This is a genomic window from Niallia sp. RD1 (genome assembly GCF_024219955.1).
GTDB classification, from domain to species: domain Bacteria; phylum Bacillota; class Bacilli; order Bacillales; family Cytobacillaceae; genus Niallia; species Niallia alba.
Genome location: NZ_CP100420.1, coordinates 4,851,244 through 4,872,785, shown reverse-complemented (window position 1 = coordinate 4,872,785; position 21,542 = coordinate 4,851,244). Strand labels below are relative to the sequence as shown.

The window sequence follows — 21,542 nt, the reverse complement described above, 5'->3', positions numbered from 1 at the left end:
TTAAGGCTAGTTAAATCCCAACCGAAAGCAACGGAAAATCGAGGAAGTGAGGTTGAACTCTCCTGTATAGGTCCGATAAGTTGCAACAATCCATTAGTCAAAGATAGAATCGTTACGACAATTTTTTAAGAAATAGTAAACAATTAAAACTCCTGACTTCTGCCTCTTTATTGTATGTATAAATTAGTATATAATTTTAAGACAGTATATATTACATAGGGTCAATGATAATGAGATTTGAAAACGCTAATTTTTTTCTTTAAAATAATTTATAAGCAAAAATTTTGCTGACAAAAAGGGATAACCATCCACTGTAAAATATTATTTTAAAATAAAGTTTGTTGAAAGAGGGATTGGCAACTCAAATACCTATCAACATTCAGTTAATACTCTTAATGTAAACTGCAAACGAATGAAAAAACAGCTAAAAGAAAAGAGGGATTTTATGAAAGTGGAACTTCTAATGGATGAAGCTAAGCTTGCTCGTGAGAAAGCATATGTACCATATTCAAAATTTAAGGTAGGCGCTGCTCTTCTTTCAGAAAATGGAACCGTTTATCATGGGTGTAATATTGAAAACGCAGCCTATAGCATGGCAAATTGCGCTGAAAGAACAGCGTTGTTTAAAGCTGTTTCAGAAGGTGATACTACTTTTAAGAAGTTAGTTGTCGTTGCTGATACAGACGGTCCAGTTTCTCCGTGTGGAGCATGCAGACAAGTAATTTCTGAATTATGTCCAAAAGATATGGAAGTAGTATTAACCAATTTAAAAGGCGATGTAAAAACATTGACAGTCGCAGAATTATTACCAGGAGCATTTTCACCGGAGGATTTAAATGAACATAAATAATCAAACAGAACATAAATCAGGATTTATATCTATTATTGGAAGACCGAATGTAGGGAAATCCACTTTTTTGAATCGTGTTATCGGTCAAAAAATTGCTATTATGAGCGACAAGCCACAAACAACTAGAAACAAAGTGCAAGGTGTATTAACAACAGATGATGCGCAGCTTATTTTCATCGATACACCGGGAATTCACAAGCCTAAACATAGACTCGGCGATTTTATGATGAAGGTTGCTCAGAATACGCTTAAAGAAGTGGATTTAATTCTCTTTATGGTGAATGCCGAAGAAGGGTTTGGTAAAGGAGAAGAATTTATTCTTGAAAAATTCCAAACAGTAAAGACACCGATATTCCTAGTTATTAATAAAATTGATACCATTCACCCAGATCAATTATTTACAATCATAGAATCTTATAAAGAAAAGTATCCGTTTAAAGAAATTATTCCTATCTCTGCTTTAGAAGGAAATAATGTGGAAACATTGTTGACGCAAATTAAGAAATATTTGCCAGAAGGACCGCAATATTATCCAGCAGATCAAGTAACAGATCATCCGGAACGCTTTATCGTTTCTGAATTAATAAGAGAAAAAGCACTCCATTTAACGAGAGAAGAAATCCCTCATTCCCTTGCCGTAGTCATGGAGAAAATGGAGAGAAAATCAAATGATGTTATCAATGTGATGGCAACAATTATCGTGGAACGTGATTCTCAAAAGGGGATTATTATCGGCAAACAAGGTAGTATGCTGAAAGAAATCGGAAAAAGGGCAAGAATCGATATCGAAAATCTTCTTGGAAATAAAGTATATTTAGAGTTATGGGTGAAAGTCCAAAAAGACTGGCGTAATAAAATGACTCAGCTTCGTGATTTTGGATTTAGAGAAGACGAATATTAATAACCTATTTTTTAAAAGGCTGTTTTTAAAAGGATTGTTGTTTTCAATAGGAGGAATTTAGAAATATGTGTAGACTCCTGTGGGAAAGCGAACAGCTTTGTTTAAAAAAGCGGAACTGGTAATTAAAAATTATACATGCGATCAATTAACAATATTTTCGTCTCATGATTTTATAAAGACAGGCTATGATAAGATTAAGGTTGTAAACAGCTAGTTAAAAATCGAAAGGTGGGGTTTTACATGTTAGACTTTACCTGGAAAGTTTTTTCCCAAACAGGTAACATTGATACTTATCTACTTTTTAAAGAATTAGAAAAGGCTAATCATGAAATACCAGGAATGAAAGAAGAGGAACTAGCAGAACTTGATTATCCCATCTCATAGCACTGTCCTTATAGTAAGGGATGGTGAATGGTGATGCTGGAAAAGTGTGAAGGGATCGTAATTAGATCAATTGACTATAGTGAATCCAATAAAATAGTAACTCTTTATACGAGAGAATGGGGAAAGGTTGGGGTAATGGCTAGAGGTGCCAAAAAGCCAAACAGCAGACTTTCAGCTGTAACCCAACCTTTTGTCTATGGTTATTTTCTTGTCCAGCGTAGTAGTGGATTAGGACTTTTGCAGCAAGGCGATATTATTTCTAGCATGCGTGGATTAAAAGAAGATATTTTTCTTACTGCATATGCTAGTTATATAGTCGAGCTTACGGATAAGTGTACAGAGGAAAAAAAGCCAAATCCGTTTCATTTTGAATTATTGTTTCAAACTTTAAACTATATGAATGAAGAATATGATCCGGAAATATTAGTGAATATTTATGAGCTGAAAATGTTAAACAGTTTAGGGTTATATCCAACATTAGATCGTTGCGTTTTTTGTGGGGCAACCGAAGGCCATTTTTCTTTCTCGATTCGGGAAGGTGGGCTGATTTGTCATCAATGCTTGGAAAAAGATCCATATCATTATAAGGTTTCCCAGGCTACGGTAAAGCTTCTCCGCGTTTTTTATTATATGGATATTTCACGTCTAGGAAGTATCTCAGTGAAAGAGTCAACTAAGAAAGAGCTTAGTATGATTATTGATGCTTATTATGAAGAGTATTCTGGTTTGTATTTGAAATCCAAAAAATTTATTCAATCAATGAAAAATTTAGGGGATGCTTTTACATAAGGTTTAAATATAAATGACAAGTGGTTTAAGAAGATATAGACTTTAGCAAGGTTGACAATTTAAAAAAATTTCGATATTATTCATGTAAATAAGAGTGTTGTGGTGAATAGAAAGTAGTACTTAATTCTCCTCATGAAAAGCGAGCTTGGGACAGTGAAAGCCAGGTACATGAGCATTAAGGAAGGCGTTCTTGGAGCAACTGCGTATGAAAGTGGCTGTATTTATACAGCAAATAGGGTGGAACCGCGGGTTTACTCTCGTCCCTATGTCAAATATTTGGCATAGGGATGGGAGTTTTTTGCGTTCCTAAAAGAACAAACTCTACCTAAATCTATGCTGAATATACGTTTTATTAACTCGGAGGTGTATTAAAAGCAATGAATATTCAAAACATGATTTTAACATTGCAAAAACATTGGTCTGATTATGGCTGTATTCTTATGCAGGCTTACGATGTAGAAAAAGGGGCAGGAACAATGAGCCCATATACTTTTTTAAGAGCGATTGGTCCTGAGCCATGGAATGTGGCATATGTGGAGCCATCTAGAAGACCAGCAGATGGAAGATATGGAGAAAATCCAAACCGTTTATATCAACATCATCAATTTCAAGTAATTATGAAGCCGTCTCCAGATAATATTCAAGAATTATACTTAGATTCTTTAAGAGCATTAGGAATTAATCCACTTGAGCATGATATCCGTTTTGTAGAGGATAACTGGGAGAATCCCTCTTTAGGCTGTGCTGGGCTGGGCTGGGAAGTATGGCTTGATGGCATGGAGATCACTCAATTTACTTATTTCCAACAAGTTGGTGGTATGGAATGTAAGCCAGTGTCTGTTGAAATAACATATGGGATTGAGCGATTAGCGTCCTACATTCAAGATAAAGAAAATGTTTTTGATTTAGAATGGACAGATGGGTTTACGGTTAAAGATATATTTTATCAACCAGAATTCGAACATAGTAAATATACATTTGAAACATCTGATACAGAAATGCTCTTTAACTTATTTTCTATTTATGAAAAAGAAGCACATAGTCAAATGGACGAGGGGCTAGTACATCCTGCATATGACTATGTTTTAAAATGCTCTCATGTTTTCAACCTATTGGATGCTAAAGGAGCAATTTCTGTTACGGAAAGAACTGGTTACATTGGAAGATGTAGAAATTTAGCGCGTAAAGTTGCAAAAACATTCTACGAAGAAAGAGAAAAGTTAGGATTCCCAATTTTAAAAAGCAAGGAGGGAGAAAGTCATGAATAAGAGAGACTTATTATTGGAGATTGGTTTAGAAGAAATGCCAGCACGCTTTATCTCTGCAAGTATTCTGTCCCTAAAGGAGAAGATGGAGGCTTGGCTTGCTGAGAAGCAATTAGGATATACTTCTGTTCAGGCTTTTTCTTCTCCTCGTAGATTAGCACTTCTTGTTGCTGGTTTAGATGAATCACAACAAGATATGGAAGAAGAAGCAAAAGGTCCTGCTAAACGTATTGCTCAGAACGAAGCTGGCGAATGGTCTAAGGCAGCTGAAGGTTTTACAAGAGGGCAAGGGTTAACCGTAGAAAATATTTATTTTAAAGAGATAAATGGTGTTGAATACGCTCATGTTAAAAAGTTTATTAAAGGGAAACAAACAAGTGAATTGTTACTAGAATTAAAAGATTTGATTCTAAGTTTAACATTCCCGAAAAATATGCGCTGGGCAAATAATGATTTACGCTATATACGTCCAATTAAATGGATTATCGCATTATTTGGAGAAGAAATTATTCCATTCTCAATTACTAATGTGGAGACCTCTAACGAATCACGTGGTCATCGTTTCTTAGGTGGAGAAATAGTATTTACTAATCCATCTGATTATGAGAAGAAAATGTTGGCTCAGTATGTGATGGTTAATGCAATAGAACGGAAAGAGGCAATTGTTTCGCAAATAAAAAAATTAGAAGAAGAAAACAATTGGATTATTCCAATCGACGAAGACTTATTAGAGGAAGTTACCAATTTAGTTGAGTATCCAACTGCGTTATACGGTACTTTTGAAGCGTCCTTTTTAGACTTGCCTACAGAAGTATTAATTACTAGTATGAAAGAACATCAACGCTATTTTCCTGTTAAATCGAAGGAAGGAGAGTTATTGCCTTACTTTGTAACCGTTCGTAATGGAGACCATCAACACCTAGACAAAGTTGCAAAAGGAAATGAAAAAGTATTAAGAGCGAGACTTGCGGATGCTGCATTCTTCTATAAAGAAGATCAAAAATTAATGATAGACGAACTTCTTAAAAAATTAGAAGCAATTGTTTATCATGAAGAGATTGGTACTTTAGCAGAAAAAGTAGCTCGTGTACGATTGATTGCTTCCAAGTTATCGGAAGAACTACATTTAACTACAGAAGAAAAACAAGATGTTGATAGAGCAGCACAAATTGCTAAGTTTGATCTCGTAACAAATATGGTCTATGAATTCCCAGAATTACAAGGATTGATGGGAGAGCGTTATGCCCTGCAAAAGGGAGAAAAAGAGTCAGTAGCTAAGGCTATTAACGAACATTATATGCCACGCCATGCTGATGATGAAACAGCTCCAAGCAATGTCGGGGCAGTGCTTGCATTAGCAGAAAAATTAGATACAATTGTTTCATTCTTTAGTATTGGATTAGTACCAACAGGTTCACAAGACCCTTATGCACTAAGAAGACAGGCAACAGGGATTGTGCAGACTCTTATGGATAAAAATTGGAGTATTTCTATTGAGCAATTAGTTGAACTTGCGATAAAAGCAATGCCTAATACTTCAAAAGTTACTGGTAAGGACTTAGTAGAATCAGTTCTTTCATTCTTTAAATTACGCGTGAAGCATATTTTACAAGAACATGGTATCCGATATGATATGATAGATGCAATATTAGCAGATAAAATCGGTGGAGCTGCACAGGTCTTAAAAAAAGCAAAAGTTTTGGAGCTTCATAAAGAAGATGCTAATTTTAAAGAAGGAATAGAAGCACTAAGCCGAATTATCAATATCTCTAATAAAGCAACAACGATTTCAACGGTCGATCCAAGTTTATTTGAAAACGAATATGAAAGTGAACTATATAATCGTTTTACAGCTGTTAAGGAAAAAATCAAGACAGATGTAAGCGAAGAAGAGTACTTCCAATTATTATTCTCGTTACAAGACGCAATCTCCGCATACTTTGACCATACTATGGTTATGGCTGATGATGAGAAGATTAAAGAAAATCGATTAAATCTGATGGTGGAGATAGCAAATTCTATTAAAGGATTTGCTGGCGTAAACGAAATAATTGTAAAGTAGAAAATAGGTCGTTTAATGAAAGCTAGGCAGGGAAAATCCCTACCTAGTTTCATTTTTGTAACAACATTCGGCATAATGAAAAGGATATACAGGAACTTTTAAAATTTATTGATTCAAAAGAGATAACCTTGGATTCTTTTTCTTTTGATTCTGCTTATTTCGTATATAATAGTTAGTAGATATCGTTACCTAAATGAAGGTGGTGAATAGGAAATCGAACTGAATAAACGTCAAGAAAAAATAATTGAAATAGTAAAAGAAAATGGTCCGATTACAGGTGAGCATATTGCAGATAAATTAAATTTAACAAGAGCTACCCTTCGACCAGATTTAGCGATATTAACAATGGCTGGCTTTTTAGATGCAAGACCTCGTGTAGGATATTTCTATACTGGCAAAAACTCAGAAAAGTTAGTGATAGATAATATCCGAAATATATTAGTGAAAGATTATTTTTCACACCCAGTAGTGGTTCATGAAAATTCCTCTGTCTATGATGCGATTGTAATTATGTTTACAGAAGATGTTGGAACCATTTTTGTCGTTGATGAAAACTCCACCTTAACTGGGGTGGTTTCCCGCAAAGATCTGTTGCGTGCAAGCATAGGTAAACAAGAGTTAAATTCTTTACCTGTGGCGATTATTATGACTAGAATGCCCAATGTCACGTATTGTTTTAAAGAAGATATATTAGTGGAAGTTGGCTGCAAGTTAATGGATCGAGAAATTGATGCACTGCCAGTCGTAGAAAAAACAGAAAGTGGTCTTCTTGTGATAGGAAGAGTTTCGAAGACAAATATTACTAGAGCGTTTGTAGACTTATCTAACAATCATAAAGGAACTGTGGAGGAACATAATGACTGAAAGACAAATTATTTATGTTGTATCTGATTCAGTTGGAGAAACAGCTGAACTTGTAACAAAAGCGGCGATCAGCCAATTTTCAGGACATAATGTAAATGTGTTAATTAAAAGGTTCCCATTTGTGGAAGATAAATCAAATATTCATGAGGTAGTTATGCAAGCAAAATTAGAACATGGAATGATTGCTTATACACTTGTCAAACCAGAAATTCGCAATTACATGAGTGAGTTAGCTCGTCAAGAGGGCGTGTATGCATGCGATATCATTGGTCCGATTATTGATCAATTTCAAGTGTTATGGGGAAAGACTCCTTTATATGAACCAGGACTAGTTCGAAAATTGGATGAAGACTATTTTAAAAAAGTCGAAGCGATTGAATTTGCTGTGAAATATGATGATGGCAGGGATCCAAGAGGGCTAGAAAAGGCAGATATTATATTAATTGGTGTTTCTCGAACTTCCAAAACACCTCTTTCTCAATTTTTAGCACATAAAAGAGTCAAAGTAGCAAATGTTCCAATTGTACCGGAGGTTGATCCACCAAAAGAATTATTTGAAGTTCCAGCAAGTAAATGTTTTGCATTAAAAATAAGTCCGACAAAATTAAACAATATTAGAAAAGAACGTCTTATCTCCCTTGGGTTAAGTGACCAAGCAAGCTATGCGCAAATTGAAAGAATAAAAGAAGAGTTAACCTATTTTGAGGATATTGTTAATCGTATCGGCTGTCCAGTTATTGATGTAACAAATAAAGCTGTGGAGGAAACAGCGAATATTATTCATAATTTGTACTATCGCTCCAAGTATAATGCAAATAATTAAGTATTTTTATAGAAGCTTAGAGTGGTAAAGACTTGGTTCTCCATGGGTAGAATCAAGTTTTTAATTGTTAAAAATGAGCAGATATACGCTCGTAATCAAATAGACTATCTTCCATGGATTTATTTTCATTACATATCTTTTTTTGGTTCTAGTATCGCATAAAAGGAATAATTATAGATAAAAAAAGATGGAATTTCAAGCGGATTTGTACTATAATAAAAAATTGTGATAAAAAAGTATCATATTTTAGGTTTAGACTTGGCTTTTTACGAATAAACTATTTATTGTGAGAAGTCAAGGAAAAGGATAAAAAAATTTTCGACATTACTTCTTTCGTGAAAAAATTATCTAGGAAGAAGGAATATGTGGAGTGATGTAGAATTAATAGTACATTAGGAAAACATATGATATATGTTGATGCAGATTCCTGTCCAGTAAAAGAAGATATTGTCGAAATAGCTTCTTCTTATCATTACAGGCTGCTATTTGTTGCATCGTATGCGCATATGAAGAGAGAGAATGATAAGCAGAACTGGAAGTATGTGGATAGCGATAAAGAAGCTGTAGATTTATTTATTATGAATGCTACCAAGAAAAAGGATATTGTCGTAACTCAGGATATTGGTTTGGCCTCCACGTTATTGCTAAAACAAGTTACTGTTCTTTCACCAAGAGGAGTAATGTATGAGGAAGAAACAATAAATGCTGCACTTGATATGCGCTATTTATCTGCTAAAGCTAGACGAAAAGGGGTATATGGTAAGGGGCCAAAACCATTTACAGAAGAGGACCGACAAAAATTCAGAAGAAATTTTATAAGGATTTTGTCGAAAAATGAAGGAGAATCGATTGGACACGTCGAATAATTTATTAGTAGGCTATAAGTAGGGAGATGTGTAGATAATGGTGGCACGCATTCCTGAAGAAAAACTCAATGAAATTAAACAAGCTACTGATATTGTTGAAATCATTGGAGAACATCTATCCCTTACAAGACAAGGGCGTAATTTCATCGGTCTTTGTCCTTTTCACGGCGAAAAAACACCTTCTTTTACCGTATCGCCAGATAAACAAATATTTCATTGCTTTGGCTGTCATGCAGGTGGTAATGTATTTACCTTTCTTATGGACTTAGAAGGTTCTTCTTTTGTAGAAGTGGCAACAAGTCTTGCGGACAGAGCGAATATTGACTTAGGAATAGAAGTAGCTGAACTGGAAAAGAAACCAGCTATTCCTAATGATTTACAGCAAATGATTGATGCACATGAACTATTATCTAAATTCTACCATCATTTGCTCGTAAATACAAAGGATGGTCAGCATGGATTAGAATATTTGACTAATAGGGGCTTTACTCTACCTATGATTGAAAAGTTCCAAATAGGCTATACACTTAATTCTTGGGATTTAGCTGTGAAATTTTTAGGGAAACGTAAATTTGATGTTTCACTATTAGAAAAAGCTGGTTTGATTGTAAAAAGTGAAAGGGATGAAAAATATTTTGATCGTTTTCGCGATCGAATAATATTCCCAATTAATGATCGAAATGGTAACACAATTGCGTTTTCTGGACGTGCATTAGGGGATAATAATCCCAAATATCTTAACAGTCCAGAAACACCAATTTTTAATAAAAGCAATACACTTTACAATTTTCATAAAGCAAGGCCTATAATACGAAAGCTTCAACATGTTGTTTTGTTTGAAGGGTTTGCAGATGTTATTGCTGCTAATAGAGCAGGTGTTGAAAATAGTGTTGCAACAATGGGAACCTCTTTAACAGAGGAACATATCGCAATACTAAAAAGAAACGCACGAAATATAACAATTTGTTATGATTCTGATTCAGCAGGAATAGAAGCAGCCTTTCGTGCAGGACAGCTTCTAACAAAGGCTAATTGTGTTGTAAAAGTAGTAATGTTACCAGATGGAATGGACCCAGATGATTATGTGAACAAATTTGGGGAAGATAAATTACAGCAAGAAATTCTTCATGGAAGCATCCCTTTTATGGGATTCAAAATGCTGTACTATCGAAGAGGGAAAAACCTTCAAAATGAAGGAGATAAACTTGCCTATATCGAAGAAGTAATAGGAGAAATTGCTAAACTGGATAAGGCAGTAGAAAAAGATCTCTACTTAAGGCAACTAGCGGATGAGTTTTCACTTTCCCTAGAGGCGTTAAAACAGCAAGAGATGCAAATGGAACGATCGATTCCAAAGGAACAGGCTGTTGAGCAAAGTGTCGTTCCTGTGAAGCAATATACGGTGAAAAAAAGAGCGACTGGTTTGTTGCCTGCATATCATACCGCCGAAAAAAGACTGCTTGCACATATGTTTAAAAGTGAGGATATTGCCTACAAAGTGCAAAACTCATTACAGGGAAGAGCATTTAATATTGATGAACATCAAGCTATTTTCACTTATCTTCTTGCTTACTATGAAAAAGGTCTTGGCAATGATACAAGTTCTTTTATGAATTTTATTGATGATCCAGATTTACAACGGATTGTAGCTGAAATCGAAATGATGGAAGTGAATGAAGAGGTAAGTGAGCTAGAAATTAGTGATTATATGAAACAAGTCATTAATTATGAAAAAATGCTTGAAATAAAGGAAAAGAAACAATTGCTTAAAGAGGCAGAACGTCAAAATGACTATATAAAAGCTGCTCAAATAGGTATGGAAGTCCTTTTATTAGAAAAAACGTTAAAATAGGTATATCATTGTCTTGATTTTTTGGAAGGAGGGGGACATATGGCTGAAAAGTCTGCCCGTTCAAAAGAGATTGAAACGGAACTAACCCTTGATCAGGTAAAGGAACAATTAACAGAAGTAGGAAAAAAAACTGGTGTGCTCGCATATGATGATATCGCTGAGAAATTATCTAGTTTTGAATTAGATTCTCACCAAATGGATGAGTTTTACGAATTTTTAGGTGATCAGGGAGTCGAATTAATTGGTGACGGAGAAGAAGAAGCTCCGAATGTCCAAGAACTCGCTAAAGGGGAAGAAGAATTCGATTTAAATGACCTAAGTGTTCCCCCAGGTGTAAAAATAAATGATCCAGTTCGTATGTATTTGAAAGAAATCGGAAGAGTTGATTTGCTTTCAGCAGAAGAAGAAATTAACTTAGCAAAGCGTATATTGCAGGGTGACGAAGAAGCGAAACGTCGTTTAGCAGAAGCTAACTTGCGCTTAGTTGTAAGTATTGCAAAACGCTATGTTGGACGTGGAATGCAATTCTTGGATTTAATTCAAGAAGGTAATATGGGCTTAATCAAAGCTGTTGAAAAATTTGATTACGAAAAAGGATTTAAATTTAGTACGTATGCAACATGGTGGATTCGTCAAGCAATCACACGTGCGATTGCGGATCAGGCAAGAACAATCCGTATTCCTGTTCATATGGTTGAAACCATTAATAAATTAATACGTGTTCAACGTCAATTACTACAGGATCTTGGCCGCGAACCAACTCCTGAAGAAATTGGAGAAGACATGGATTTATCTCCAGATAAAGTAAGAGAAATATTAAAAATTGCGCAAGAGCCTGTATCTTTAGAAACACCAATTGGTGAAGAAGATGATTCTCATTTAGGCGATTTTATTGAGGATCAAGATGCTACTTCTCCTTCAGAACATGCTGCTTATGAGTTGTTAAAAGAGCAATTAGAAGATGTTTTAGATACATTAACAGATCGAGAAGAAAATGTTTTAAGATTACGTTTTGGACTTGACGATGGTCGTACACGTACACTTGAAGAAGTTGGGAAAGTATTTGGTGTAACCCGTGAGCGTATTCGTCAAATTGAAGCGAAAGCATTAAGAAAGTTAAGACATCCAAGCAGAAGCAAACGATTGAAGGATTTCTTAGAATAAGCTAATTTAGCTTAAGTGGTCTTCAATATGATTCTATAAAGAAATAGTTTACTTCCTGTGAAGTAGCTATTTCTTTTTTTTAAGGTGAGACCAGTGTTTCTTTTTTAACTTTTATTTGATCATAAATACTTAAGGAAGTGATGCTTTAAAATGGATGATCAGAGAAAATTAATTATTGTTAAGGAAATTACTTATTGGAAAGAGAATAAAATGCTTCCAGAACATTATTGTGATTATTTACTCACATTATATACAGAAGGAAATGGTGTAGAAGAAAATAAGATAAGGAAAAAAAGAAATAGTGTATTCTTTCTGCCATTATTATTTTTTTCTTTCATTCCATTAACTATATTTTTATTATATTTTACTGAATTGTCTTTCATTTTGCAAATGGCTATTTCACTAATTTTTCTGATTTTTTGTTTTGTAGGAATTTTTTTGTATAATAAGAAACAGTTAAATGTTGATATACCAGCTGCTGTTGCTGCAATTATTTTTCTTTTATTTAGTGTAGCGTTTGTTTTGAAGTTTTTTTCCAATGCAATCATATTTTTATATATCATTTTATTCCTTAACTGTTTATTTTGGTATTTATGTGGAAAGAAATATAAGCTACTCTATTTTACGATTGCTGCTATAATTGGTGCTACTTTATTAATTATACTTGTCGTATCAAAGTATTTGCTTTAACTAGAATTTGAAATGTGGTGTAAATAATGAATACAGATAAATTATCGAAACGATTAGAAACCGTCGCCAAATACATACCTAGAGATTCAACATTTGCTGATATAGGGTCCGATCATGCATATTTGCCGTGCTATATGGTAAAAAGGAACGCTGTTCGTTTCGCCATCGCTGGAGAGGTGGTTGACGGTCCCTACCAATCAGCTATTAAACAGGTGAAACAAGAAGGATTAACGTCAAAAATATCTGTGCGAAAAGGTAATGGTCTTGAAGTAGTTGAAATAAATGAAGTAGATTGCATTACGATAGCAGGAATGGGTGGGGCACTAATCGCATCCATTTTAGAAAATGGAAGAGACAAATTAAAGAATGTTCAAAGATTGGTCTTGCAGCCAAATATTAGTGCAGTCTCTATTCGTGAGTGGCTGTTAAGAAATAATTGGACTCTAGTAGCAGAAGAAATATTAGAAGAAGATGGTAAAATTTATGAGATACTAGTGGCCGAAAAAGGGGATTCTTCTGCTTTATACGAAACAAGAGAAGAGAGCGCAATATTATTTGGACCATTTTTAATGAAAGAAAGAAATGATGCATTTGTGAAAAAATGGAACCTAGAGAAAAAGAATTGGCAAAGGATACTTTCCCAGTTAGAAGCTGCACCTGAATCAGAAGAAAATATACAGAAACGCAAAGAACTGCAACAAAAGATAACATTAGTGGATGAGGTGAATAAATCATGAAGAATATTAATGGTTATGAAATAATATCTTTGTTTGAGCAATTCTCTCCTAAAGCATATGCAATAGAAGGAGATAAAATAGGGTTGCAGGTCGGCGATTTAAGCAGACCTATAAAACGTGTCATGATTGCACTCGACGTACTTGACGAGGTAGTTGAAGAGGCAATTTCACAAAAAGTAGATTTAATTATCGCTCATCATCCACCGATTTTTCGCTCACTCTCCAAAATAACAATGGATAATCCATCAGGAAAAATAATGCATAAATTAATTAAGCACGATATTTCGGTTTATGCTGCACATACAAATCTTGATGTCGCAAAAGGTGGCGTCAATGATCTTTTAAGTGATGCATTAGGATTACAGGAAACGCAAGTATTAGTGCCGACTTATGAGGATAAATTAAAAAAATTAGTTGTCTATGTACCTAAAGACATGGCAGAACAGGTAAAGAAAGCGATCGGCGATGCTGGAGCCGGGGCAATAGGCAATTATAGTCATTGCGTTTTTTCAACAGAAGGAATCGGTGAATTTCAACCTCGAGAAGGAGCTGAACCTTACATTGGAGCTGTCAATAAATTAGAACATGTAGAGGAAGTGAAAATCGAATCGGTTTATGCAGCTTCTAAAGAAAAGAAAATAATAAGAGCAATGCTTAAAGCTCATCCATACGAAGAAGTTGCTTATGACATCTATGATTTGCAAATAAAAGGGGAACAATTAGGTTTAGGCCGTATTGGTAAAGTAGAAGAGACGACCTTAAGAGAGTTCGCTAATCATGTCAAAAAAGTCTTTGAAGTAGACGGGGTCCGTGTGGTCGGAAATTTAGATGCAAAGGTCAAAAAAGTTGCTGTCTTAGGTGGAGACGGTAATAAATATTATTCCCATGCTTTAATGAAAGGCGCGGACGTCTATATTACAGGAGATATGTATTATCATGTTGCCCATGATGCACAAGCTGTAGGGTTAAATATCATTGACCCTGGACACAATGTTGAAAAAGTGATGAAGATGGGGGTAACAAAGGTTTTAACAAAAATGTGTAAAGACAATGGCTATGAAGTGGAGATTTTCCCTTCTGTAATTCATACTGATCCGTTTACTTTTATGTAATGAGGATTATTGTAAATGAAAAGCAGACAAACTTTTTTTGGGTAGATTAAAGGCTTTGCCTGCTTTTTTATCTTGAAAAACAGAGCAGCCTGAATACAGCTTGCGCTCCATGGAGCGTTAAGTGTATTCAGGCTACGGGTGATTGCAACAAACTTTATAGAAACATCCTCTTCAAAGATTATTTTACCTTAACTTTTGGTAAAATCTTATTTAAAGGAACTTTCTTTTCGAACTGCCATGTACTTTCGTCTGTTGGATCATATTGATCCAGAAAATTTATAACCTCTTTTGTAATAGGGGTTGGAGTCGATGCACCAGCTGTTACTGCAACACTGCTTGCGTCTTTTAACCATTCTAGTTTGAGTTCTGAAATGTCTGCAATACGATATGCAGCCGTATGGGCAATTTCTTCAGAAACTTGTGCTAAACGATTGGAGTTATTGCTCTTTGGATCGCCAACAACAATTAATACGTCAGCTTCTCCTGCCTGTTTTGCAACCGCTTCTTGTCTTACTTGTGTTGCTAAGCAGATTTCTTTATGGAATTCAGCCTGCGGGAAATTTTTCTTAATATTCTCCATTAAATCAGCAACATCCCATTGACTCATCGTTGTTTGGTTTGTCACAAGAATTTTATCTTGATTAATTTCTAAGCTGCTAACATCTTCAAGTGTTTCTACCAATGATACTGCATGTGGAGCAACACCAACGGCCCCCTCTGGTTCAGGATGTCCTTTTTTCCCTATATAAATAATATAGTAACCCTCTTTGACCTTTTCTTTAATCAAATCATGTGTTTTTGTTACATCTGGGCAAGTAGCATCCAACGTTACTAACCCTTTTTCTGCTGCTATTTTGCGAACCTCTGGAGATACACCATGCGCAGTGAAGATGACTGTTCCAGAATCTACTTTTTCTAAAATTTCTTTTCTATTTTGACCATCTAAAGTGATAATACCTTCTTCTTCAAATGCATCTGTTACATGTTTATTGTGAACAATCATCCCTAGAATGTAGATAGGACGAGGCAATGTTTTATCTAAAGCAGCATTTCGCGCAATTACCATAGCATCGACAACTCCATAGCAATACCCTCTTGGTGCAATTTTTATGACTTTCATTCTCCGATTCCTCCTGCACGATACTTCTATAAACAAATATATTAAGTAAATGTACTAATATTTCTTAAATAATGTAACATGTCTATTATATATAACATACGAGAGGTTTACAAAGTATATGTGTCTGGAGATTGAGTCAAGTTTTTGTGGGAGTTTTTTTAGCTCCCTTTTTTATAAAGTAAAACCTCTAAGTTTGTATCCGCTTTCCAATTGGTTTTGTTCTTCCAACTGTTGATTCTCTCATTTTTTAAAAACCTTTTAATCCCTGTAAGGCAAAGTGAACGGGTTTTCCAATCGCTTGATTTAAGTATGGCATGTTCTGACGCACGGTTTCTGTTACTAATTTTGTGGGTATTTTTCTTTTCGCTCGATGCTCTTTCTTTGATTTTTCCGTGGCTTTTTCCCATTTCCCATATATCGTTTGGATGGATAGGTCATCCTTCAATCCAATCCACAAGCGCGCCATGCTCATGACTCCTTTTTTGCTCCATGCTCTTCCATTCTTTAATCGTTTGGCTAATTGATTCATCATCGCCTCTGCACTTCCCATTGGACGATACGCTGTCGTGTCCACACCTTTTTCCTGTAACCAACTACGGTAATCTTTTATGGTTTCCTGATGATGCGTTAAAAAGGCAAGGAAATGCTCTAGTTTTTCTTCTTTTTCTGGTGTATCCATTGTTCCTACTGCGCTATTCAACTCTAGAAGTAATGTTTCTACCTGGTAGTTTCTTAACGCTCTTTTCATGTAGCGGTATCGAGGATGGCTCTTCATTAGTTGCTTCATCGAACGAGCGACATGAAAACGATCCATGGTGAAAAAGGCGCGTTCCCGAAAATACTCCCGACATGCCGTTATCCAGCCTGCTCCATCACCATTAATAATAAGCAAGGTTTGGGTAGGATCATACGCATAATGATTCTGTAAGAACGTTTCAAAGGCTTCCCAAAAGGGTTCTTTTCCTTCATAAAGAAAATGCCTTTTATTTCGGAGCCTGATTCGCTTTCCGTTTTCTTTCCATCCCTCGTGTACAGCGGCGAATTTCAACTCCCATCCACGCTTTTTCTTTTCTTGACTCTTCACATATAATCCATCTACTTCGACAAACAATACCTTTTGAAAAGGGCGTTTTTCCTTAGCGGGAAGTACGCTTGTTTGAAGAAGATGTTGCCGTAATGCTTCGTGGCTCATCGCCGAATAGCCTAAAAATTGTTCGAACGTTTCCACCGCCTTTCGATAGGAGGAGCCATTCGTCGCTAGTTCTAACCCCCATTCTTCTAGTAGCGGACTAAATCCCTTATTCCCCTGAAACTGTAAATAGTGATCTAATAGACAAATATATTTTTTAGTCACACGATCAAAATAATAATTACGCTTCAGCTCCACAGCTCCAAACGCTGTATCTAATCGTATTTCTCGTTTATCACGTAAAGCAAATCTTCTTTTGTCTCGTTGCTTGGCAATCTCTTGATCCCAATTTTCTAACGTTTGAATAAGGATTTCTTGAAACGTCATTTGTAGTGTTCGAAATAAAGTTTTTTCCAATTCTTTTAATGATGGCATTTTTATGTTACATTGATTCATGAGAGCCTCTCCTTTTCGTAGTTTTCTAGTCAAACTCTACTTTACAAAAGGAAGCTCTCTTTTTTAATACTTAATTTTTTCCAGCTACCGCGCTTTCGCTTGGTGGCCTTTTTGTCTAGTTGGGGGACTCGTCCCCCAACTAGACAAAAAGGATATTTATTCTCCCACAAACATTTTACTCATACGTGTCTGGAAAAAAGACCACATAAAAATATTTAAAAAAATACTGACCAAACAAGGTGAAAGCCAATATAGATTCATTAAAAAAGGTATTGTAAGAAACCTTGAGTCTGAATCGATTTATTGGTTATTGCTTGTAAGGTCAGAAGTACTTACACATATAATTTTGGCTTAGGGGCACCTGTAGGCTTTTCCGGTGCTAAATCAATTTCAAAATCATCTAGTTGATCATCAATTGCATTTGTTTGCTTCTTTGGTTTTTTTGCTGGTTTTTCACTTTTTACTTTATCTGTTGTTTGTTCCGATACTTCTAATTCGTCTGTTTCTTTACTTGAGCTCGTTAATCCTCTGTACATTTTCCAAATAGCAGGGATGTTTTTTACCATTGGTCCATATTGATTAATCATTGGACCAAGTTGACTTGCGGTATTAAGAAACTTTTGAGAATTTGCTAAAAATCCATTTATGGATGAAGGGTTAGTTAAAGTCTTTAACAACCCTCCGCCTGCAGATGCTGCACTTCTAGTACTTGCGTTTGTAGCAGCTCCTGCAGCATTATTGCCTCCTCCAAGTAATTTGGATAATAATCCGCCGCCACTCCCACTCCCTCTGCTAGACGCTCCACTTCTGCCCATAGCGCCTCCAGGAAAGTTAGTTGGACCTCTCATTCCTTGCATTCTACCGCCCATTGGTGGTCCTTGGAACGGTCCCCGTTGCCTTGGTGGCATCATATAAAAACGCCTCCTTTCACTAATACTACTTTATAGAATATGCATTAGATATCAATATGTTTAGGTTTTACAAAGAAATAATGGATAGCTGCGTCGGTTAAGATAAAAGCTAGAATTAGGGATAATAAGCAATTTATTGATTCAATGGTATTGGAAAAAATAAAAAGGGCACTCGTTATAGCCTTTTAAGCAAATTTTTATTATAATTAAATGATGGACAAAAGAGCTATAGATAAATGTCAAATCTGTGCACACTCATTTATCTGGCTATTAAGGAGTTTTATATATGAGTAATAATCAATTTAAACAATACGAATTAAAACCATTTATTATAGATGCAATTTATGAATTAGGTTTTTATGAGCCTACTGAAATTCAGCAGAAAATAATTCCCCTTGTTTTAAAAGGCGAGAGTGCGATTGGTCAATCACAAACAGGAACTGGTAAAACTCATTCATATATTTTGCCAATCATTCAAAAAATTAATGTGGAGAAGCAAGCAGTACAAGCAGTTATTACGGCACCTACTAGAGAATTAGCTAATCAAATCAATCAAGAAATTTTGAAAATTATTAAGCATTCAGAACAGCCAATTACATCACGCCTATTTATCGGTGGAACAGATAAACAGCGTTCGATAGAAAAGTTAAAAACGCAGCCACAGATTGTTGTTGGTACACCAGGAAGAATTAATGATCTTGTCAAAGAACAAGCGTTATTTGTGCATACAGCAAAAATTCTAATTGTCGATGAGGCAGACCTAATGCTTGATATGGGCTTTATCGAAGATGTTGATCAAATTGCAGCAAAAATGCCAAAGGATTTAAGTATGTTTGTATTCTCAGCAACTATTCCTGAGAAATTAAAACCATTCTTAAAGAAATATTTAGAAAACCCAACGTATGTTCATATAGAGCCAAAGCAATTAACAGCAGCAAAAATTGAACATATTTTAATTCCTTCTAGACATCGAGATAAAATTACAACTGTATATGAAGCATTAATTAGTTTTAATCCTTATCTTGCAATTGTATTTACCAATACAAAGCAAATGTGTGATGAAGTTGCTAATGGTCTATCAAACAAAGGACTTAAAGTGGCTAGACTTCATGGTGGCTTAACACCGCGTGAACGCAAAAAAGTAATGAAGCAAATTCTTGATTTAGAATTCCAATACATTGTGGCAACAGATTTAGCAGCAAGAGGAATTGATATAAAAGGAATCAGTCATGTTATCAATTATGAGTTGCCGACAGACTTAGATTTTTATGTACACCGTGTAGGAAGAACAGCAAGAGCAGGTTATTCCGGAATTGCTTTAACTATTTATGAGACGTCTGATGAAGACAAGTTAAATCAATTAGAAAAACTCGGTGTAGAATTTAAGCATATGGATCTTAAGAAAGGTGAATGGGTTGAGTTAGAAGATCGTAACCGCCGTAAAAATCGCAAAAGGCAAGTAGATGAAATTGACTTAAAGGCTAAATCGCTTGTCAAAAAGCCGAAAAAGGTAAAGCCTGGTTATAAGAAGAAAATGCAGCAACAAGTAGAAACGATTAAAAAGAGAGAAAAAAGAATTAAGAGTAGAAAAAAATAAGGAAAAGAGGAGTGAGTAGGTTGTTGAAAATTGGTTCACATGTATCAATGAGCGGAAAAAAAATGTTGTTAGGAGCAAGTGAAGAAGCAGTCTCCTATGGGGCAAATACTTTCATGATCTATACAGGTGCACCCCAAAATACAAGAAGAAAGAAAATAGAAGACTTAAATATTGCTGCAGGACAACTGCATATGGAGCAAAACGGGATTGAAGATATCATCGTTCATGCACCATATATTATTAATATTGCTAATACTACGAACCCAGCTACTTTCGAATTGGGCGTAAACTTTCTACGCAGTGAGATAGAAAGAACAGAAGCATTAGGAGCAAGACAGATTGTGCTTCACCCAGGTGCCCATGTAGGAGCTGGAGCAGAAGTAGGCATTAAAAGGATTATTGAAGGCTTAAATGAAGTGCTGACAGGAAATGAAAACTTGCAAATCGCCCTTGAAACAATGGCTGGAAAAGGATCTGAATGTGGCTGTACTTTTGAAGAGTTAGCAATGATTATGGATGGCGTTACACATAATGATAAATTATCCGTATGCTTTGATACATGCCATACCCATGATGCTGGATACAATATTGTAGAAGATTTTGAAGGGGTATTACAAGAATTCGATCGAATCGTAGGAATCGATAAATTAAAAGTATTGCATATTAACGATAGCAAAAATATCCTTGGTGCCAGAAAAGATAGACATGAGAATATTGGTTACGGTAAAATCGGTTTTGAATCATTAGTGAAAATTGTTCATCATCCACAACTAGAAGATGTTCCTAAAATATTGGAAACTCCATATGTTGGTACTGATAAAACGAATAAAAAAGCACCTTATAAGCATGAAATCGCCATGATTAAAAATAAAGCATTTAATGAAAACTTATTGCAGGAAATCTTACAAAGTTAAAAAACGCTCATTCGAGCGTTTTTTATTTCAAATAGTAAGTTAAGTATCCTAGTTTACTGCTCTGCAAATAAATTAAATAAATCGTTTAGTTCCTTTGCTGTAGCAGGACTTGTTAGTTTAGCTACCTCTCTGATTAACTGTGCGCGTTCATTAGGTTTGAAAATATTTACTTTTCGACCATTAAGGTGATTAGCAAGCTTTACAGCTTCCTCATTTGTAATCTTAATTTTGAATTGTTTGCTGTATTTCAGTAATTCAGTAGAGGTTATGTTGTTTATTTTGTGATTGATTATGTTTTCAAAAATTTTCATGTCATCACTCCCCATTCTAACATATGAGGGGAGGGTTAAAAATGTGCTAATTTTTTTTGGTTTCTTTATTTTATCCTATAAAAATGAAGATGTCTTTACAATAATCAATCGTTCTTGTATACTGATTCTGAACCGTTAGAGCTAATAAATCGTAATGATTACTATAGATTTTTTATTTGCTTAATATTGTATGGCTGTTAATATTGGAGCGGAAAAAGACCCGGATTTTTTCTCCAAAAGATTAACGTATAATTACTATTATGAAAAATGAAGCAGAAATGAGGTGGAGAAAATGAATGTTCAAAGTGCACTCGATATCTTAAAGGAAAAAGGATATAAACATACAGACAAACGAGAAGATATATTAGCTTTATTTTCTAATGAAAATAAATATTTAACAGCAAAAGATGTATTAGAAGCATTAAAGGATGATTATCCAGGATTAAGCTTTGATACGATATACCGTAATTTATCCTTATTTGAAGAATTAGATATATTTGAAATGACAGAGTTAAATGGAGAAAAACATTTTCGTTTTACTTGTTCTCACCATCATCACCACCATCATTTCATTTGCTTAGACTGTGGAAAAACAAAAGAAATTATTACTTGCCCAATGGAAGAACTAGCAGAAAATTTAAAAGGCTACGATGTTTCTGGTCATAAATTTGAAATATACGGTAAATGTCCAGAGTGTCGAAATTAAAAAAACGAAGCATATCTTAAAGATATCGCTTCGTTTTTT

Annotated in this window: 21 protein-coding genes; 17 read left to right on the top strand and 4 right to left on the bottom strand. The window is 35.0% G+C overall.

What is annotated here, in order from left to right:
* Positions 1–445 precede the first annotated feature (445 nt).
* From cdd to NKG37_RS23475, 14 genes are all read left to right on the top strand, one after another.
* On the top strand, positions 446–850 hold the full coding sequence (gene cdd, locus NKG37_RS23540) for a cytidine deaminase (RefSeq protein WP_016202980.1): 405 nt from the start codon (positions 446–448) through the stop codon (positions 848–850).
* Complete coding sequence (gene era, locus NKG37_RS23535; protein ID WP_040343265.1) at positions 843–1,751, top strand: GTPase Era; 909 nt, start codon at positions 843–845, stop codon at positions 1,749–1,751. Before cdd ends, era begins: the two co-directional genes overlap by 8 nt.
* A gap of 240 nt (positions 1,752–1,991) precedes the next feature.
* Positions 1,992–2,135, top strand: coding sequence for a YqzL family protein (locus tag NKG37_RS23530; RefSeq protein ID WP_016202982.1), 144 nt, complete (start codon positions 1,992–1,994; stop codon positions 2,133–2,135).
* A gap of 33 nt (positions 2,136–2,168) precedes the next feature.
* Entirely contained in the window at positions 2,169–2,924 is a 756-nt protein-coding gene (gene recO / locus NKG37_RS23525; RefSeq protein WP_040343267.1) for a DNA repair protein RecO, read from the top strand.
* Positions 2,925–3,301: 377 nt separating this feature from the next.
* On the top strand, positions 3,302–4,192 hold the full coding sequence (gene glyQ / locus NKG37_RS23520; RefSeq protein WP_254415423.1) for a glycine--tRNA ligase subunit alpha: 891 nt from the start codon (positions 3,302–3,304) through the stop codon (positions 4,190–4,192).
* Positions 4,185–6,251 carry a glycine--tRNA ligase subunit beta gene (gene glyS / locus NKG37_RS23515; RefSeq protein ID WP_169188854.1) on the top strand — a complete coding sequence of 689 codons (2,067 nt, stop codon included), beginning with the start codon at positions 4,185–4,187 and terminating at the stop codon, positions 6,249–6,251. Before glyQ ends, glyS begins: the two co-directional genes overlap by 8 nt.
* Before the next feature lie 213 nt (positions 6,252–6,464).
* Complete coding sequence (locus NKG37_RS23510) at positions 6,465–7,115, top strand: transcriptional regulator CcpN (RefSeq protein WP_169189702.1); 651 nt, start codon at positions 6,465–6,467, stop codon at positions 7,113–7,115.
* Complete coding sequence (locus tag NKG37_RS23505; RefSeq protein ID WP_016202987.1) at positions 7,108–7,938, top strand: pyruvate, water dikinase regulatory protein; 831 nt, start codon at positions 7,108–7,110, stop codon at positions 7,936–7,938. The genes NKG37_RS23510 and NKG37_RS23505 overlap by 8 nt, the downstream gene beginning before the upstream one ends.
* Positions 7,939–8,342: 404 nt before the next feature.
* On the top strand, positions 8,343–8,804 hold the full coding sequence (locus NKG37_RS23500; RefSeq protein ID WP_254415422.1) for a YaiI/YqxD family protein: 462 nt from the start codon (positions 8,343–8,345) through the stop codon (positions 8,802–8,804).
* Positions 8,805–8,841: 37 nt separating this feature from the next.
* A complete protein-coding gene (gene dnaG / locus NKG37_RS23495) occupies positions 8,842–10,656 on the top strand; it encodes a DNA primase (RefSeq protein ID WP_254415421.1) in 1,815 nt (604 codons plus the stop codon).
* A 39-nt stretch (positions 10,657–10,695) separates the two neighbouring features.
* Positions 10,696–11,820 (top strand): RNA polymerase sigma factor RpoD, encoded by a 1,125-nt coding sequence (gene rpoD, locus NKG37_RS23490; RefSeq protein WP_016202990.1) that lies wholly within the window; start codon positions 10,696–10,698, stop codon positions 11,818–11,820.
* 150 nt (positions 11,821–11,970) lie between these two features.
* Positions 11,971–12,510 carry a hypothetical protein gene (locus NKG37_RS23485; protein ID WP_016202991.1) on the top strand — a complete coding sequence of 180 codons (540 nt, stop codon included), beginning with the start codon at positions 11,971–11,973 and terminating at the stop codon, positions 12,508–12,510.
* 26 nt (positions 12,511–12,536) lie between these two features.
* Positions 12,537–13,247 carry a tRNA (adenine(22)-N(1))-methyltransferase gene (locus NKG37_RS23480; protein WP_016202992.1) on the top strand — a complete coding sequence of 237 codons (711 nt, stop codon included), beginning with the start codon at positions 12,537–12,539 and terminating at the stop codon, positions 13,245–13,247.
* Entirely contained in the window at positions 13,244–14,359 is a 1,116-nt protein-coding gene (locus NKG37_RS23475) for a Nif3-like dinuclear metal center hexameric protein (protein WP_254415420.1), read from the top strand. Before NKG37_RS23480 ends, NKG37_RS23475 begins: the two co-directional genes overlap by 4 nt.
* Before the next feature lie 178 nt (positions 14,360–14,537).
* Here the strand turns inward: NKG37_RS23475 and NKG37_RS23470 are convergent, their stop codons facing one another.
* From NKG37_RS23470 to vrrA, 3 genes are all read right to left on the bottom strand, one after another.
* Complete coding sequence (locus tag NKG37_RS23470) at positions 14,538–15,479, bottom strand: 4-hydroxy-3-methylbut-2-enyl diphosphate reductase (protein WP_016202994.1); 942 nt, start codon at positions 15,477–15,479, stop codon at positions 14,538–14,540.
* A 247-nt stretch (positions 15,480–15,726) separates the two neighbouring features.
* A complete protein-coding gene (locus NKG37_RS23465) occupies positions 15,727–17,043 on the bottom strand; it encodes an ISLre2 family transposase (protein WP_254414845.1) in 1,317 nt (438 codons plus the stop codon).
* A gap of 353 nt (positions 17,044–17,396) precedes the next feature.
* Positions 17,397–17,975: a VrrA/YqfQ family protein gene (gene vrrA / locus NKG37_RS23460; protein ID WP_169188848.1), complete on the bottom strand. Its 579-nt coding sequence runs from the start codon at positions 17,973–17,975 to the stop codon at positions 17,397–17,399.
* A gap of 286 nt (positions 17,976–18,261) precedes the next feature.
* Here vrrA and NKG37_RS23455 point away from each other — a divergent pair, with 286 nt between their 5' ends.
* Together NKG37_RS23455 and NKG37_RS23450 are read left to right on the top strand one after the other, a co-directional pair.
* Positions 18,262–19,572, top strand: coding sequence for a DEAD/DEAH box helicase (locus NKG37_RS23455; RefSeq protein ID WP_254415419.1), 1,311 nt, complete (start codon positions 18,262–18,264; stop codon positions 19,570–19,572).
* A 20-nt stretch (positions 19,573–19,592) separates the two neighbouring features.
* The gene (locus NKG37_RS23450) at positions 19,593–20,486 is read left to right on the top strand and encodes a deoxyribonuclease IV (protein WP_254415418.1); all 894 of its coding nucleotides are present in this window, start codon (positions 19,593–19,595) and stop codon (positions 20,484–20,486) included.
* Between the two features lie 53 nt (positions 20,487–20,539).
* Here the strand turns inward: NKG37_RS23450 and NKG37_RS23445 are convergent, their stop codons facing one another.
* Positions 20,540–20,812 (bottom strand): DUF2624 family protein, encoded by a 273-nt coding sequence (locus NKG37_RS23445; RefSeq protein WP_254415417.1) that lies wholly within the window; start codon positions 20,810–20,812, stop codon positions 20,540–20,542.
* A gap of 277 nt (positions 20,813–21,089) precedes the next feature.
* Between NKG37_RS23445 and NKG37_RS23440 the strand changes: the two genes are divergently transcribed.
* Positions 21,090–21,503 carry a zinc uptake transcriptional repressor Zur gene (locus NKG37_RS23440; protein ID WP_016202999.1) on the top strand — a complete coding sequence of 138 codons (414 nt, stop codon included), beginning with the start codon at positions 21,090–21,092 and terminating at the stop codon, positions 21,501–21,503.
* Positions 21,504–21,542 lie beyond the last annotated feature (39 nt).